The organism is Nevskia ramosa DSM 11499, assembly GCF_000420645.1.
GTDB classification, from domain to species: Bacteria; Pseudomonadota; Gammaproteobacteria; order Nevskiales; family Nevskiaceae; genus Nevskia; species Nevskia ramosa.
Window position 1 is genome coordinate 1,220,116 of the sequence record NZ_ATVI01000005.1, and the last position, 16,116, is coordinate 1,236,231.

The window sequence follows — 16,116 nt, forward strand, 5'->3', positions numbered from 1 at the left end:
GTATATAACGATTAAATAAGGGAAGTCTCCGTGCCTAACAAGCTTGCGCTCGCCACTGCAGCGGCGTGTTTGTCCGTGCTGTCCGTCTCGGCCCGGGAGTCGACGTCGCCGCCTGCTGTCGACGATGCGAAAGATGCGAAAGATGCGACCGAGGCGAATGCGCCGAGCGCGAACAATCCAGGCGAAGCGACCACTCTGGGCGAAGTGACCGTCACGGCTCGCCGCCGCGAGGAGAACGTTCAATCGGTGCCCGCCGCGATCTCGGTGATCGGCGGCAAGCTGCTCGACAGCAGCTACACGGTGAACACGCAGTCGCTGAGCCAGCTGGTGCCGGCGCTGTACTACAACTCTGCGAATCCCCGGAACACCGCGTACACGATCCGCGGCCTGGGCTCCAATACCTTGTCGGTCAGTGCCGCGAACGACGGCATCGAGCCGGGTGTCGGCTTCTATGTCGATCAGGTCTATCACGGCCGTCCGGCCACCGCGTCGTTCGATTTCACCGACATCGACCGCATCGAAGTGCTGCGCGGCCCGCAGGGCACCTTGTTCGGCAAGAACACCACCGCCGGCGCCATTCACGTCATCAGCCGCGAACCGACGTTCACGCCGGAATTGAACGGCGAAGTCTCGCTCGGAGAATTCAATTTCCTGCAGGCCAAGACCAGCTTCTCCGGACCGCTGCTCGATAACGTGGTCGCGGGTCGCGTGTCCGCCCAGTTCACCCGGCGCGACGGGGTCATCGAAAACGTCAGGACCGGCGTCGACGAAAACGCGCTGAACAACTACGCCTTGCGCGGTCAGCTGCTGTTCCTGCCGATGGAGAACCTGAAGCTGCGGCTGATCGCCGACGTGTCCGATCTGGAAGCCGCCTGCTGCACGCAGAGTTTCCTGCGTGTTGGCCAGAGCCTGCGCAGTGCAGGACGCCAGTTTCCGGCTCTGGCCGCAGGGCTTGGCTACGAGCCGCCGAGCCGCGATGTCTATGACCGCCTGACCGACATCGACGCGGATCTGCGCATCGACACCCAGGACGGGGGCGCGTCGCTGATCACCGAATGGAATCTGGGCTCGCAAACCCTGACTTCGGTCAGCGCCTGGCGCTACTGGGACTGGAACGTCGCCAACGATCGCGACTACATCGGCGTGCCGATCCAGACCCTCCAGCGCATTCCCTCGCGCCAGGATCAGTACAGTCAGGAATTACGCATCGCCACCAATGGCGCCGGGCCGCTGAACTACGTCGGCGGGCTGTACTTCTACACGCAGGAGATTTCCGGCCAGCCGACCAGCGTCTACGGCTCGGAAGCCGCGTACTGGCTGCTCAACCGGGCCAACTTCACGGTGCCGATCCCGCGCAATCTGCTGGATGGCTATGGGCAGATCGGCCAGTCGCGCTTCGACGTGAAGAGTTACGCGGCCTTCGGTGAAGTCAGTTACGAAGTCATCCCGCGCCTGACCGGCACCCTGGGCCTGCGCTACACCTATGAGGACAAGAACGGCACCTATGCCACGCAAGTGTTCGGCGGCCCCGATCTGTCGCAATACAACCCGGCGACCGCAGCGGAACTCAAGCGCGCCCAGCTGTCGATCCTGCGTCCGCAGAATTATTCGGCGGCCGATTCCGGCGGCAATGTTTCCGGCCGCGCCAATCTCGCCTATCAGCTCACAAAAGGCCTGCTGAGCTACGCAAGCTATGCCTACGGCTTCAAGTCCGGCGGCCTCAATCAGTCCGGACTGCCGCTCGATGCCCAGAACCAGCCGGCGCTGGCAACAGCGGTGATCAAGGACGAGAAGAACTCCACCATCGAGGTCGGCCTCAAGTCGACGCTGTTCGACGGCCGCGCCACCGCGAACCTTGCTGTCTACCGCTCCGTCGTCGAGGACTATCAGGCCAACGTCGTCTCGAGTCTGGAGACGGCGGCGCTGCGCTCCTATCCGGCCAACGTTCCCGAAGTGCGCGTGCAGGGCGTGGAAGTGGATGTGGTCGCGCTGCTGTTCAAGGGCTTCCAGGTACGTGCCTCGATGGCCTATGCCGATGGCGAGAACACCGACTATCCCGCCGGGCCCTGCCCACTCGAAGTGCAGACCGCCGCCACCGTCGCCTGCAATCTCACCGGCGTCCGGCTGGCGGGTTTGTCGAAGTGGGTCGGCACCATCGGCTTCGACTACACGCTGCCGGCAGGGCCGGGTGCGGTGCTCCTGCACGTCGATTCGAATGCGCGCACCGGCTACAACAGCGATACCTCGGCCTCGCAGTACACCGAGATCAGCGGCTACACCGTCACCAACGCCAGCCTCGGCTATCGGTTCAGGACCGGCTGGGAAGCCGATGTCTTCGCCCGCAATCTGTTCGATACCAACTACATCACCGCGCTGACCATCCAGACCGGCAATTCCGGCCTGATCCTCGGACAGCCGAGCGATCCGCGCATCGTCGGCATGACGGTTCGCTACCGGTTCTGATCGAGGCTGCCGAGCCCGGACAAGCGGGTGCAGGCTCGAGGCCCGCAGGGATGGTTTCCCTTGCGGGCCTTTTTGCTTTCGACCCAGCGAGCGTCCGCGATCCTGGCGTTGCGAGCATGATTTCCGAACGCCCGACGCTATTCGAGCCTCGTCCGGATCACCACACTCTCCGTATCAGGATGAGCCGACTCATCCGTCGTGAGAACCCGGAGAAACCATGAACCTATCCCGCCGCCTGCTGATCACGACGGGCCTTAGCGGTCTGGCAGCAAGCTTCATCAGCTGCCGCAGCGAAAGTGAACCGCTGACTGGCGCAAGCGCCGCTGCCCAGACGAAACAGCCGTCTGCCGAGCGCTTCGAGATCAGCTACAGCGACGAGGAATGGCGCAAGCGGCTGACGCCGAACCAGTACGCCGTGCTGCGTCGCGAATCGACCGAGCGGCCCTACACGAGCCCGCTCAACGAGGAGCACCGGGCCGGCACTTTCGGCTGCGCCGGCTGTGAGCGCGAGCTGTTCGCTGCCGATACCAAGTTCGAAAGCGGCACCGGCTGGCCGAGCTTCTGGCAGCCGATCGACAAGGCCGCCGTCGGCGAACGCCAGGATGGTTCGGCCGGCATGGTGCGTGTCGAAGTGCATTGCGGCCGCTGCGGCGGCCATTTGGGTCACGTCTTCAACGACGGTCCGGCACCGACCGGCCTGCGCTACTGCATGAACGGCGTGGCGATGAGCTTCAAGCCGGCGGCCGCGTGAAACCATTTCCCATGCTGTGCGCGGAGGCGATGTGCTGCTGATCCTGCTGGCTTACCTCGGCGGCGTGCTCACCATCCTGAGCCCCTGCATCCTGCCGGTGCTGCCGTTCGTGTTCGCGCGTGCCGGGCAGCCCTTCGTGCGCAGCGGCCTGCCGATGCTGCTGGGCATGGCGATCACCTTCGCGCTAGTCGCGACCCTGGCTGCGGTCGGTGGTGGCTGGGCGGTGCAGGCCAACCAGTACGGGCGCTGGGTCGCGATCCTGTTGCTCGGCTTCTTCGGCTTGACCCTGCTGCTACCGGAACTGGGTGATCGCCTGATGCAGCCGCTGGTGGCGCTCGGCGGCCGGTTGTCGCAATCAGCGGATGCAGCGGGCGGCACGGGTTCGATCCTGCCGTCGCTGGTGCTGGGCATGGCCACCGGCCTGCTCTGGGCACCGTGCGCCGGCCCGATCCTCGGCCTGGTGCTGACCGGTGCCGCGCTGCAGGGCGCGAACGGCAAGACCACGTTGCTGCTGGTCGCCTACGGTCTTGGCGCAGCGACTTCCCTGGCCGCGGCGCTGCTGATCGGCGGCAAGGTCTTCACCGCCTTGAAGCGTTCGCTGGGCGCTGGCGAATGGATACGTCGAGGTCTCGGTGCCGCCGTGCTGGCGGGCGTCATCGCCATCGCTTTCGGGCTTGATACCGGTCTGCTGACGCGATTGTCGCTGGCCAGCACCGCCGGCCTGGAGCAGAAGATCGTCGATCAGCTGCATCCGGAAGGTGCGCTGGCGAACCAGACGCCAGACTCGGACATCCTCGTGGATGGCGGCGCCATGAACGGCGGACCCGGCATGATGATGGCCGCTGATCCGGACCACGCAGACGGCGGGATGATGATGGCCGCGCCCGACAATGGCGCCGCTGCCGGACCGACGATCGAAGGCAAGCTGCCGTCGCTGGCCGGAGCCGTCGCATGGCTGAATTCGCCGCCGCTGAGCGTCGAAAGCCTGCGCGGCAAGGTGGTGCTGATCGACTTCTGGACCTACTCCTGCATCAACTGCCTGCGCACCTTGCCCTACGTGCGCGCCTGGGCCGACAAGTACCGCGACCAGGGGCTGGTGGTGATCGGCGTGCATGCGCCGGAGTTCGCATTCGAGAAGGATCTCGACAATGTTCGCCGGGCGACCAAGGACCTGAAGGTGAACTACCCGGTCGCCATCGACAACGATTACGCGATCTGGCGCGGCTTCGGCAATCGCTTCTGGCCGGCGCATTACTTCATCGACACGGAAGGCCGCATCCGCCATCACCATTTCGGCGAAGGCGGTTACGACGAGTCGGAGAAGATGATCCAGCAGTTGCTGGCCGAGGCCGGCAAGGCGCCGGACGAAAGCGGGCTGGTGAAGGTCGAGACCAGCGGCGTCGCGCAGCCGGCCAACGATGCTGCGGTGAAATCGCCTGAAACCTATCTCGGCTACAGCCGCGCCGAGAACTTCGTTTCGGCCGATGCGGCCACCAGCATCGTCGTTCGCGATGAAGCCGGGCCTTACGCCATTCCAGGCCAGCTGACGCTCAATCAGTGGGCGCTGGCCGGCAGCTGGAACGTCGGCAAGGAGCAGGCACGCTTAAGCAGCAAGACGGGCCGCATCGCGTTCCGCTTCCATGCCCGTGACGTCAACCTGGTGCTCGGCCCGGGGCCGGGCGGCAAGCCGGTGCGTTATCGCGTGCTGCTCGATGGCCAGCCGCCAGCAGCCAGCCATGGTGTCGACAGCGATGCCAGCGGGCTGGGCCGTGTTCGCGAGCAGCGGCTCTATCAACTGGTCCGGCAAGCTGGCGCAGTCGAGGAGCAGACCTTCGAGATCGAATTCCTCGATCCTGATGTCGAAGCTTTTGCATTCACTTTTGGTTAGATGAGGCCGTTCCCATGTCGATCTTCAATTCGTCGTCATCATCCTTTGCGGGTCGGATGACCCGTGCCGCGCTGCTGCTCGGCGCCTTCGCGGTCGCCGTCTCCCTGTTCTGGCAGGCACCTGCCTATTCGGAGAAATCTGCCGCAGTAGCAGCAGTGCCGGCACCGAAGCTCGACGAACCCGCCCAGAGTGGTGGTGGGGAACAAAGCGGCACTGAAACCGCCGTGTTTGCTGGCGGCTGTTTCTGGGGCGTGCAGGGCGTCTACCAGCGCGTCAAGGGCGTCAGCCGCGCGATCTCCGGCTATGCCGGCGGCAGTGCTTCGACGGCCTATTACGAGCTGGTCGGCAGCGGCCGCACCGGCCACGCCGAAGCGGTCGAGATCACCTATGACCCGAAGCAGGTCAGCTACGGCCAGCTGCTGCAGATCTATTTTTCGGTGGTCGCCGATCCGACCCAGAAGGATCGTCAGGGGCCGGATCGCGGCACTCAATATCGCTCGGCGATCTTCCCGAAGAACGACCTGCAGCGGCGAATCGCCGAAAGCTACATCGCCCAGCTGACCGAAGCCGGCAGCTTCCCGCGGCCGATCGTCACCACCACCGAAACCCTGCCGGGCTTTTTCCCGGCCGAGGCCTACCACCAGGATTTCCTGATCCACAACCCGACCCAGGCGTATATCGCGATCAACGACATTCCGAAGGTCGAAGCGCTGAAGCGGGAATTTCCGGACCGCTACCGCGATCAGCCGGTGCTGACCTCGGTCGCCGTGCTGGCGCATTGATCCGGACTTGCCCCGACGAATTCTCAGCCGCCGGAGGCCGAGCATGACGATCGAAGACGACCGCGCGGCTGCCCTTGCCGACGCGCAATCGAAAGCCGCTGCGCTGTTCGCGCGGATCGAGCAAAGCCTGATCCGGCCTGGCATTTCCGAATCGCAGCTGACCCGCGAAATCGCCGAACTCGGGCTGCGTGAATTCGGCATCGAGCGGAATTGGCACAAGCGCCTGGTGCGGGCAGGCGCCAACACGATATCGGTCTACGACGACGATCCGCCTGAGCTGACTTTGGGCGAAGACGACATGGTCTTCGTCGATCTCGGGCCGATCTTCGAAGCCTGGGAGGCTGATTTCGGCCGGACCTATGTGCTCGGCAACGATCCGGCCAAGCTGCGCCTGCGTGATGACGTTGCCACTGCATTTGCGGCCGGCAAGCGCTACTTCCAACAACACCCGCAGATCACCGGCAGCGAATTGTTCCGCTATCTGCAGTCACTGGCGACGCAGGCCGGCTGGGCGTTCGGTGGCAGCATTGCCGCCCACTTGGTCGGCGAGTATCCGCACAAGAGTCTTCCGGAGAATCTCAGCCTTGGTTATGCAGACGCCAACCACCATCAGCCGATGCGTGGGCTGGATTCACTCGGACGGCAGCGGCACTGGATTCTGGAAATTCATTTCGTCGATCGCCAGCGGCAGATCGGTGCGTTTTACGAAGAGCTGCTGACGGTCGGCTGATCTTCCGTGTTGCGGCCGCGACACTTGCCGCTGGTGTCCGCTAACCGCCCCGCCCATGAATCCGGACTGTCAGCGCCGCGGCCGGGTCTGCACCACGCTGCAGATCGCCGCCGCCAGCACGGCGAGCCCTGCGTAGGTCAGGCTCAGATGCCGAAACTCGACCAGACTCAGCCGCTCACTGCCGACCAGCACGACGGTCAAGGCCACGCCGAGCACGCTACCGAACTGGCGCACTGCCTGATTGACCGCACTGCCGACGCCGTACTGCGCTGGTCCGAGGCTGGCAACCGCAGCGCCCGACAAGGACGGCAGCGCCATGCCGACACCGATGCCGGTCAGGATCTGGCCGGGCAGCCAGTCACGGAGGTAATCGGGATCGAGGCCGGGAACGCCTGCCTGCCAGAAGCCACCCAGTGCCATCAGCAGACAGCCGGTGACCAGTAGCGGGCGATGCCCCGCGCGAGCAGCGAAGCGGCCGGAGATCATCGCCACCGGCACTACCAGCAATGGTCCCGGCGTGATCGCGAGGCCGGCGAGCGGCAAGCTGTAGTGCCAGATGCCGGTCATGAAAAAGAAGAAGCCGAAGAACATCATCGAGAACGCCATGCCGAATACGAGAGTGGCGAGGTTCACCGCGCTGTAGGTGCGGTTGTCGAACAGGCGCAGATCCAGCGCCGGCTCCGGACGGTGCCGGGCCCAGAACACGAAGGCCACCAGCAGGGCGATGCCGGCTGCAGCGCCACCGAGCACCTGCGCGCTGACCAGCGCCTGCGATTCGGTACGCACCACCGCCCAGGTCAGCGTGCCGACGCCGAGGGCCAGCAGCAGCACGCCGATGATGTCGGGGCGGTGTCTGGCAATCGGTGGCAGTACTTCCACAAGCCGGGTCCGCGCCCGCCACAGCGACCACAGGGCCGGCGGCAGGTTGATGAAGAAAGCCCAGCGCCAGCCTGCGGCATCGACGATCCAAGAACCCAGGCTCGGTCCAACCGCTGCCGCCAGACCGCCGACCGCACCCCATAGGCTGACCACCACCGCGCGCTTCTCGATCGGGAAGACGCCCAGCACGATCGCCAGCGAGGCTGGCGTCAGCATCGCCGCGCCAACTGCCTGCAGCACGCGTGCCGCGATCAGGCTGGCCAGGTTCGGCGCCAGCCCGCAGGCCATCGACGCAATCAGGAACAGACTGACGCCGAGCATGAATACGTGCTTGCGGCCGTGGGTATCGGCCAGTCGGCCCGCCGGCACCAGCAGTGCGGCGTAGACCACGGTGTAGGCGTTGATCACCCAGGACACGTCGGCTGCCGTGGCGCCGGCGAAGCTGCCGCGCAGTTGCGAAAAGGCGGCGAACAGCACCGTGGAATCGACAGAGACCAGAAACACGGCAACGCATGCCGTGAAGAACACCGGCCAGGGTGAAGCCGCGTCGCGGGCGACGACGGGGGCAGGGGATGACACAGGGGGGCTCATGGACGTTGCTGTTCCTTGGGATCCATCGGGCACTTGCTCAGGACCGGGCAGTCCGCAACGCGCATCACGATCCGGCGTTCTCGGCCGGATTCCAGCCGCCGCCCAATGCCCGGAACGACGCGATCGCCGCGCGTGCGGCTTCGGTCTGCGCCTGGGCGCGGGCATCGCGGGTGGCCAGCAGGCGGCTGTCGGCATCGAGCACTTCGATCAGGCTGACCACGCCGCCCTTGTACGCCGCCAGCGAGGCATCGCGGGCGCGGACATACGAGGTTTCGCCGCTGGCCAGACTGCTGGCCTGTGCTTCACGGCGGACCAGCATCGAGAACGCATCTTCCACATCCTGCGACGCGCGCAGCACCGACAGCTTGTAGGCGGCCAGCGACTCGGCATTGCGGCCGCGAGCGGCGGCGATCTCGGCATCGACGCGAACGAAATCAAAGATCCGCCAGCGCAGGCCGAGCGTCGCCCGCGCCTGGTTGGCACCGCCATCGAACAAGTTGCCGGACACCGTCGTCGCCGTGCCGAGCAGGCCGCTCAGCGACAGCTTCGGGTAGTACTCGGAAATCGCCGCGCCGATCCGGGCATTGGCTGCCGCCAGCCGGCGTTCGGCGACGATCAGATCAGGCCGACGCCGGATCAGATCGGCCGGGCCACCGGCATCGGCAATCATCGGCGCGACCGGAATCGGCGAGGGCAGGGATAGCTCCGCGCGATGGGTGCCCGGCTGCGTTCCGAGCAAGACATCGAGCGCGTTCGAGACCGATTCGAGTGCCGCTTCGAGCACCGGAATACCGGCTTCGACCTGGGCCAGTGCGCCTTCGGCCTGGCGCATCTGCAGTTCGGCGGCCACACCCGCTTCGTATTGCAGCTTGATCGTCGACAGCAGGCGACGCTGGGTTTCGGCCTGCTGATTGGCGATCGCGAGGCGCGCCTGCAGGCCGCGGATGCCGACATAGAGATCGGCGGTCTGTGCAGCGACTGCCAGGCGAGCGGCGGCGATGCCGGCGCGCGAGGCCTGGTATTCGGCGATGGCCGCCTCGCGATCGCGGCGCTGGCCGCCGAACACGTCGATTTCCCAGCCGGCGCCGATGCCGGCTTCGTAGTAACCGCCGTTCCGATCGAAACCCGGGATTGCGTCCAGCACACGTCCTTGCGGGGTCTGCAAGGACAGATGGGCGCGAGCAGCCTGAGCGGAAATCTCACCGGATGGCAGCAGCGCCGCAGTGGCGAACTGCAGCACGGCGCGAGACTGGCTGACTCGCGCCAGCGCCTGGGCGATGTCGAGGTTGTCGGCCAGTGCCTGGGTCACCAGTCGAGTCAGCAAGGGATCGCCGAAGCCCTGCCACCAAGTCACCAGATCGGCGGCTGGTGCAGCCTGTCGCTGGTCGATACCCTGCCGGTTCTGGAACTGCGCGGGTGTTGCGAGGTCTGGCTGCTGGTAGTCAGGGCCGACGGCGCAAGCCGCCAGCAAGCTGACGACGAAACCGGATGCGAAAGTTCTGGAGGCGATGGACATGGCAGTTCCGCGATGACAGGTTGTGACGATATTACGTATTGGTCACTAGTTGTCAATGGCAGTCACCCGCGATATACCTGAAAACATGAACGACATTGCACCAACACTCGACGCCGGCCAGCGCGGACCGACCGATCACACCATCCGTGACCAGATCGTCACGGCGGCCGGCGAGCACTTCAGCCGCTATGGCTACGGCAAGACCACGGTCTCCGATCTGGCCGAGTCTGTCGGCTTCTCCAAGGCCTACATCTACAAGTTCTTCGAATCCAAGCAGGCGATCGGCGAAGTGATCTGCGGCAACACCCTGGCCTCGATCAGCGACGAAGTGATGGCCGCGGTTGCCGAAGGGCGCACCGCCACCGACAAGCTGCGCCGGATGTTCAGAACCACTGTGGACAGTAGCGTCAAGCTGTTTTTCGATGATCGCAAGCTCTACGACATCGCCGCGTATTCGAGCCTGGAGCGCTGGCGCTCGTCGACCGCATACCGGGAACGGATGTTCGAACTGCTGCAGCAGATCGTCCTCGAAGGCCGTGCGGCGGGCGAGTTCGAACGCAAGACGCCGCTCGACGAAACCTGCCGGGCGATCTTCGGCGCCATGCAGTCGTTCATCAATCCAGTGATGCTCCAGCACAACCTGGACCGGGTCCCGGAAACGCCGAACGAGATCATCAGCCTGATCCTGCGCAGCCTGGCGCCCTGATCCAGTCAAAAAGAATTTATGTGACTAGTTGACAAATCGGTCACTCGTTGTCGAAACTGCTGGCTCACCTTGTTGGGAGAGCGACAGTGTCTTCATCGAAATCGATCGCCGTATGGCTGGCTGGCGCACTGTTGCTCGGGGCTTGCCACCATCCGGAACCCGATGCGCGTACCACGCCGCCTTTGGTGCGTACCGCCGAGGCGGGTAGCGCAACGACGGTCGGACGCGGTTACACCGGCATCGTCTCGGCAAGGGTGCAGAGCGATCTCGGTTTCCGGGTAGCGGGCAAGATCGTCGAGCGGCTGGTCGATCCGGGCGAGACGGTGAAACGCCTGCAGCCGCTGATGCGCATCGACCGGACCGATTTCACCCTGGCCACGGCCGCGCGCGCCGGCACCGTCGAAGCGGCGAAAGCCCGGGCACTGCAGACCGCTGCCGACGAAAAGCGCTACCGCGGTCTGGTCGCCGAAGGCGCGGTATCGGCCTCCGCCTATGACCAGATGCAGGCTGCCGCGCTGGCCGCGGCCGCCGAACTGAGTGCCGCGCAGGCGCAGATCGACGTGGCCCGCAACGAAGCCGGTTATTCGGTGTTGCTGGCCGATGCCGATGGCGTGGTCGTCGACACCCTGGCCGAGCCTGGACAAGTCGTTGCCGCCGGCCAGACCGTGGTCCGGCTGGCCCGTTCCGGCCCGCGCGAAGCGACCATCCATCTGCCGGAAACCCTGCGCCCGGAAATTGGCTCGGTGGCGAAAGCCAGCCTTTATGGCGGTACTGCCACGAGCAGCGGCAGCGCCAAGCTGCGGCAGCTCTCTAGCGCAGCCGATCCACGCACCCGTACCTACGAGGCCCGCTACGTGCTCGACGGTGCGGCGGCAACTTCACCGCTCGGCGCGACGGTGACCATCTACATCGCCGAGCCTGCAGGCAATGCGGCGATGCAGATTCCGATCAGCGCCGTGTTCGACAACGGCAAGGGGCCAGGGGTCTGGGTCGTCGAGGGCCAAAAGACCAACGAACCGCAAGTGTCCTGGCGTCCGGTGGTGCTGGCCGCGATCGAGGACGAGACCGCGACCTTGGCCAGCGGGCTGGCAGCCGGTGATCGCTTCGTCACGCTCGGGCCACATCTGCTCCATCAGGGCGACAAGGTCCGGCTCGCCACCGCAGCTGGAGCCGGCCAGTGAGCGGCTTCAATCTGTCGGCGCTGGCGGTCCGCGAACGCGGCGTCACGCTGTTCCTGATCATCGCGATTTCGCTGACCGGCTTGTTCGCGTTCCTCAAGCTCGGCCGCGCCGAAGATCCCAGCTTCACGATCAAGGTGCTGACCGTGGTCACCGCCTGGCCCGGCGCCACCGCGCAGGAAATGCAGGATCTGGTTGCCGAGCCGCTGGAAAAGCGGATGCAGGAACTGAAGTGGTACGACCGCTCCGAAACCTTCACGCGTCCTGGCCTGGCGTTCACCACCGTGACCTTGAAGGACTCCACGCCGCCCAAGGAAGTACCGGACGAGTTCTACCAGGCGCGCAAGAAGCTCGGCGACGAAGCGGCGAAGTTGCCGCGCGGCGTTGCCGGTCCGTTCATCAACGATGAGTACGCCGATGTCTCGTTCGCGCTCTATGCGCTGAAGGCCAAGGGTGAGCCGCAGCGTCTGCTGGTGCGCAAGGCGGAAGAACTGCGGCAGCGTCTGCTGCACGTGCCGGGCGTGAAGAAGATCAACATCATCGGCGAGCGGCCGGAGCGCATCTTCGTCGAGTTCTCCTATGCACGCCTCGCCAATCTGGGCATCTCGGCGCGCGACATCTTCGCTGCGCTCAATGATCAGAACCTGGTGACACCGGCCGGCTCGATCGATACCAAGGGGCCTCAAGTGCTGGTCCGTCTCGATGGCGCACTCGACGATCTGCAGAAGATTCGCGATACGCCGATCGTCGCGACCGGCCGCACGCTCAAGCTATCGGATATCGCCGAAGTGAAGCGGGGCTACGAAGACCCTGCCACCTTCCTGATCCGCAATGAGAGCGAGCCGGCGCTGATCCTGGGCGTGGTCATGCGCGACCGCTACAACGGCCTGGAACTCGGCCAGGCGCTGGAGGCCGAAGCGGCGGCGATCTCGGTCGAGATGCCGCTGGGCATGAGCCTGACCAAGGTTTCGGATCAGGCGGTGAACATTCGCGAGGCTTACGACGAGTTCATGCTGAAGTTCTTCGTCGCTCTGGTGGTGGTGATCGCGGTCAGCCTGATCAGCATGGGCTGGCGCGTGGGTCTGGTGGTTGCCGCGGCAGTGCCGCTGACGCTCGCCGGCGTCTTCATCATCATGCTCGTGAGCGGACGCGACTTCGACCGCATCACCCTGGGTGCGCTGATCCTGGCCCTGGGGCTGCTGGTCGACGACGCGATCATCATCATCGAGACCATGGTCGTGAAGATGGAAGAAGGCCTCGACCGCATCGCCGCGTCGACGTACGCCTGGGGCCACACGGCCGCGCCGATGCTCTCCGGCACCCTGGTCACGGCGATCGGCCTGATGCCGGTGGGCTTCGCCAAGTCCGGTGCTGGCGAATACGCCGGCAACATCTTCTGGGTGGTGTCGTTCGCACTGCTGACGTCGTGGGTGGTGGCGGTCGTGTTCACGCCGTACATCGGCGTCAAGCTGCTGCCGGACATCAAGCAGATCACGGGCGGTCACTCGGCGATCTATGGCACGCCTCGCTATCGGCAACTGCGCGGCGTGATCGCCGGCACCGTACGGCACAAGAAGAAGGTCGTGCTCGCCGTCGTCGTCCTTCTTTTTGCGTCGGTGTTCTTGCTGGGTTTTGCCAAGAAGCAGTTCTTTCCGATTTCGGATCGTCCGGAGGTTTTCGTCGAAGTGCAGATGCCGGAAGGCACCAGCATCGAAGTCACCAGCGAGGCGGTCGCGAAAGTCGAGGCCTGGCTCAAGCAGCAGCCCGAGGCCCAGCGGGTCACCAGCTATATCGGGCAAGGTGCGCCGCGCTTCGTGCTGTCGATTTCACCGGAGCTGCCAGATCCTTCGTTCGCGAAGATCGTGGTGCTTACTGCGAATCCGGAAGCCCGGGAAATTCTCAAGCGGCGGTTGCGTGAAGCGGCTGCGCAGGGCCTGGTGCCGGAGGCACGCATCCGCGTCACACAGGTCGTGTTCGGGCCGTATTCGCCATTCCCGGTCGCGTTCCGGGTGATGGGGCCGGAAGAAGGCAAGGTGCGCGAAATCGCCGAACAGGTTCGCGCGGTGATGCTCGCCAATACCTCGATGCGCCAGGTCAACAGCGATTGGGGCGAGCGGGTGCCGACCCTTCATTTCGTGCTGGATCAGGATCGCCTGCGCGCGATCGGCCTGAGTTCGCATGACGCCGCCGAGCAACTGCAGTTCCTGCTGACCGGTGCGCCGGTGACCCAGGTGCGCGAAGACATCCGCACGGTCGACGTGGTTGCCCGCAGTGCCGGTGCGGAGCGTCTCGATCCTGCCAAGCTCGGCGCCTTCACCTTGATCGGCAGCGCCGGGCAGCACGTGCCGCTGGATCAGATCGGCCATTCCGAAGTGCGCATGGAGAATCCGGTGATGCGCAGGCGTGACCGGTTCACAACGATCACGGTTCGCGGCGATATCGGCGAGGAGTTCCAGCCGCCCGAAATCTCCCTGCAGGTCATCAAGCAGATCCAGCCGATCGTCGATCAGCTTCCGGCCGGCTACAAGATCGAACCCGCAGCCGCGATCGAGGAAGCGGGCAAGGCCAATGTCGCTCTGGCGGCGGTGTTCCCAATCATGCTGATCCTGATGATGATCGTCATCGTGTTTCAGGTGCGCACGATCTCCGGCATGGCGATGGTGATGCTGACCTCGCCGCTTGCACTGGTCGGCGTGGTGCCGACCCTGCTCCTGTTCAACCAGCCGTTCAGCTTCAACACGATCATCGGCTTGATCGGACTGGCGGGCATCATCATGCGCAACACCCTGATCCTGATCGGTCAGATTCACATCAACGAGCAGGCAGGCTTGAGCCCATACCACGCCGTGGTCGAGGCCACCGTACAACGCTCGCGACCGGTGATTCTGACCGCGCTGGCCGCTGTGTTCGCATTCATCCCGCTCACGCTGTCGGTGTTCTGGGGCTCGCTCGCCTTCACCTTGATCGGCGGCACCATCGGCGGCACGGTGCTGACCCTGGTGTTCCTGCCGGCGCTGTACGCGATCTGGTTCCGGATCAAGCCGGACGCTGGCCAGCCGGAACATCAGCCAACACCGCTTTCCACCCGAGGCCTCGCATGAACGACACGATCGAGCTGCACGGCACCCGCACCGGCAACTGCTTCCGCGTCGCCATCGCGCTGGAGGAAGCCGGCCTGGCCTATCGCGTGGTTCATGTCGATCTCGCGAGCGGCGAGCATCAGCGCCCGGAACATCTGGCGCTGAACCCGGCCGGCAAGGTGCCGACCATCGTCGCCAGCCTGCCGGACGGGCGGCGTCTGGTGCTGTCACAGTCGAACGCGATCCTGCTGTACCTGGCCGAGCGTGCGCCGGGCACTCTGTTGCCAGAAGGCGATCAGACCGCGCGTGCCCTGGCGCTGGAGCGCTATCTGTACTTCGTCACCGATGTCATCGCGCCCAGTCACTCGGGGTTTTATCTGGGTCGTGTGCCGGCGACCGGCAATGGCGCCGAGCTGCTGAATCAGCGCTCGCTGGATGCGATCTACGCAGCCGATCACATGGTCGGTGCTCGGGCTTCATCAGCGGCAACCACTTCGGCCTGGCCGACATCGCGGCGTTGACGATGCTGCTGTCGATCGAACAGAAGCTGGACTGGACGCGGATTCCGCGTCTTCAGCGCTGGTTCGAAACGGTGCGGACGCGGCCTGCCGTCGTCCGTGGTTTCAAGGCCTTCGATCCGAGCTGAGCGGACCACGCTCCATCAAGCGCACCAGCGCATACAGCACGCGATTGACCGGCGTCGGCACCTGCAGCCGCGCGCCGGTCTTGACGATGTAGCCATTGAGATGCTCGATCTCGCTGGGCCTGCCGGCGGCGAGGTCCTGCGCGGTCGACGAATACTGCGTCGCCATTGATTCGGCGATCTTGCCGATCGCGAGGCGCGGATCGCTGTTCACCCGGATGCCGGCCGCGGCGGCAACGGCCAGGCACTCCGCGGCGACATCGTGCATCACCTCGAGCACCTGCTCGCGTTTGACCAGTTCGCCGTAAGGCAACTGCGGAATCGCCGACAAGGCATTGAACGCGCAGTTGATGATCAGCTTGTCCCAGAGTGCTGCGAGCACATCGGCGGATACCGTCGTCGGAACGCTTGCCGCAGTCAGCAGGGCGGCAATCTCCTGGCTGCGCGCCGAGTCGCCGATCAGCAGATCGCCGCGACCGTGGTGGCGAACATGGCCCGGCCCCGCCATTTCCACCGCCACGTAGACCACAGCGGGAATGACCGGCCTGCCGAGCACCTGGGCCAGGCGATCGGCATTGTCGACGCCGTTCTGAAGACTCAGCACGATCGCGCCCTTGGCCGGATGAGGGGCAAGATGCGGTGCCAGTTCCTGGCCGGCACGTTCCGTATCACCGGACTTGACGCAAACCAGCACCAGCTCCGCGTCCGCCGCCGCTGCGGGTGAGACCGTTGCGTGGACCGGCAGGCGCTCGGAGAACGCCACCGTTTCCAGCATCAGGCCATCGCGATTGATGACCTCGACGTGTCGCTGCCGGCCGACCAGGGTGACTGGATGCCCGGCGCGCGCCAGCATCGCACCGTAGTAGCAACCCACCGCACCCGCGCCCATCACCAGGATCTTCATTGCCG

13 protein-coding genes are annotated in these 16,116 nt (G+C 65.1%); 10 read left to right on the top strand and 3 right to left on the bottom strand.

Annotation, left to right across the window (positions count from 1 at the left end; genetic code table 11):
- Positions 1-30: 30 nt before the first annotated feature.
- The 5 genes from G513_RS0106150 to G513_RS0106170 all read left to right on the top strand — a co-directional run bounded on the left by G513_RS0106150 (position 31) and on the right by G513_RS0106170 (position 6,614).
- Complete coding sequence (locus G513_RS0106150; protein ID WP_028475204.1) at positions 31-2,463, top strand: TonB-dependent receptor; 2,433 nt, start codon at positions 31-33, stop codon at positions 2,461-2,463.
- 217 nt (positions 2,464-2,680) lie between these two features.
- A complete protein-coding gene (gene msrB / locus G513_RS0106155) occupies positions 2,681-3,214 on the top strand; it encodes a peptide-methionine (R)-S-oxide reductase MsrB (protein WP_022975951.1) in 534 nt (177 codons plus the stop codon).
- A 31-nt stretch (positions 3,215-3,245) separates the two neighbouring features.
- On the top strand, positions 3,246-5,102 hold the full coding sequence (locus G513_RS0106160) for a cytochrome c biogenesis protein DipZ (protein ID WP_028475205.1): 1,857 nt from the start codon (positions 3,246-3,248) through the stop codon (positions 5,100-5,102).
- 14 nt (positions 5,103-5,116) lie between these two features.
- The gene (msrA, locus tag G513_RS0106165) at positions 5,117-5,884 is read left to right on the top strand and encodes a peptide-methionine (S)-S-oxide reductase MsrA (protein WP_051144324.1); all 768 of its coding nucleotides are present in this window, start codon (positions 5,117-5,119) and stop codon (positions 5,882-5,884) included.
- A 43-nt stretch (positions 5,885-5,927) separates the two neighbouring features.
- Positions 5,928-6,614 (top strand): M24 family metallopeptidase, encoded by a 687-nt coding sequence (locus G513_RS0106170; RefSeq protein WP_022975954.1) that lies wholly within the window; start codon positions 5,928-5,930, stop codon positions 6,612-6,614.
- A 69-nt stretch (positions 6,615-6,683) separates the two neighbouring features.
- Here G513_RS0106170 and G513_RS0106175 read toward each other — a convergent pair whose 3' ends face one another.
- Both G513_RS0106175 and G513_RS0106180 read right to left on the bottom strand, forming a co-directional pair.
- Positions 6,684-8,084 (bottom strand): DHA2 family efflux MFS transporter permease subunit, encoded by a 1,401-nt coding sequence (locus G513_RS0106175; RefSeq protein WP_051144325.1) that lies wholly within the window; start codon positions 8,082-8,084, stop codon positions 6,684-6,686.
- Between the two features lie 64 nt (positions 8,085-8,148).
- Positions 8,149-9,600: an efflux transporter outer membrane subunit gene (locus tag G513_RS0106180; RefSeq protein ID WP_022975956.1), complete on the bottom strand. Its 1,452-nt coding sequence runs from the start codon at positions 9,598-9,600 to the stop codon at positions 8,149-8,151.
- Positions 9,601-9,685: 85 nt separating this feature from the next.
- On the opposite strand from G513_RS0106180, the gene G513_RS0106185 reads away from it, so the two are divergent.
- From G513_RS0106185 to G513_RS26370, 5 genes are all read left to right on the top strand, one after another.
- Entirely contained in the window at positions 9,686-10,306 is a 621-nt protein-coding gene (locus G513_RS0106185) for a TetR/AcrR family transcriptional regulator (protein ID WP_022975957.1), read from the top strand.
- 86 nt (positions 10,307-10,392) lie between these two features.
- Positions 10,393-11,487, top strand: coding sequence for an efflux RND transporter periplasmic adaptor subunit (locus G513_RS0106190; protein ID WP_022975958.1), 1,095 nt, complete (start codon positions 10,393-10,395; stop codon positions 11,485-11,487).
- Entirely contained in the window at positions 11,484-14,585 is a 3,102-nt protein-coding gene (locus G513_RS0106195) for an efflux RND transporter permease subunit (protein WP_022975959.1), read from the top strand. Before G513_RS0106190 ends, G513_RS0106195 begins: the two co-directional genes overlap by 4 nt.
- The gene (locus tag G513_RS24440; RefSeq protein WP_211219605.1) at positions 14,582-15,085 is read left to right on the top strand and encodes a glutathione S-transferase family protein; all 504 of its coding nucleotides are present in this window, start codon (positions 14,582-14,584) and stop codon (positions 15,083-15,085) included. Before G513_RS0106195 ends, G513_RS24440 begins: the two co-directional genes overlap by 4 nt.
- 2 nt (positions 15,086-15,087) lie before the next feature.
- Positions 15,088-15,210 carry a glutathione S-transferase family protein gene (locus G513_RS26370; RefSeq protein ID WP_281167381.1) on the top strand — a complete coding sequence of 41 codons (123 nt, stop codon included), beginning with the start codon at positions 15,088-15,090 and terminating at the stop codon, positions 15,208-15,210.
- Here the strand turns inward: G513_RS26370 and G513_RS0106205 are convergent.
- Positions 15,188-16,111, bottom strand: a complete 924-nt coding sequence (locus tag G513_RS0106205; RefSeq protein WP_028475207.1) for a ketopantoate reductase family protein — start codon at positions 16,109-16,111, stop codon at positions 15,188-15,190. The two genes, G513_RS26370 and G513_RS0106205, sit on opposite strands and share 23 nt — an antisense overlap.
- Between the last annotated feature and the right edge of the window lie 5 nt (positions 16,112-16,116).

Bases quoted from the DNA above. Each gene is read 5' to 3' on its own strand.
- msrB (WP_022975951.1), top strand. From the start codon at position 2,681: ATGAACCTATCCCGCCGCCTGCTGATCACGACGGGCCTTAGCGGTCTG.
- msrA (WP_051144324.1), top strand. From the start codon at position 5,117: ATGTCGATCTTCAATTCGTCGTCATCATCCTTTGCGGGTCGGATGACC.
- G513_RS0106170 (WP_022975954.1), top strand. From the start codon at position 5,928: ATGACGATCGAAGACGACCGCGCGGCTGCCCTTGCCGACGCGCAATCG.
- G513_RS0106175 (WP_051144325.1), bottom strand. From the start codon at position 8,084: ATGAGCCCCCCTGTGTCATCCCCTGCCCCCGTCGTCGCCCGCGACGCG.
- G513_RS0106180 (WP_022975956.1), bottom strand. From the start codon at position 9,600: ATGTCCATCGCCTCCAGAACTTTCGCATCCGGTTTCGTCGTCAGCTTG.
- G513_RS0106185 (WP_022975957.1), top strand. From the start codon at position 9,686: ATGAACGACATTGCACCAACACTCGACGCCGGCCAGCGCGGACCGACC.
- G513_RS24440 (WP_211219605.1), top strand. From the start codon at position 14,582: ATGAACGACACGATCGAGCTGCACGGCACCCGCACCGGCAACTGCTTC.
- G513_RS26370 (WP_281167381.1), top strand. From the start codon at position 15,088: ATGCTGCTGTCGATCGAACAGAAGCTGGACTGGACGCGGATTCCGCGT.
- G513_RS0106205 (WP_028475207.1), bottom strand. From the start codon at position 16,111: ATGAAGATCCTGGTGATGGGCGCGGGTGCGGTGGGTTGCTACTACGGT.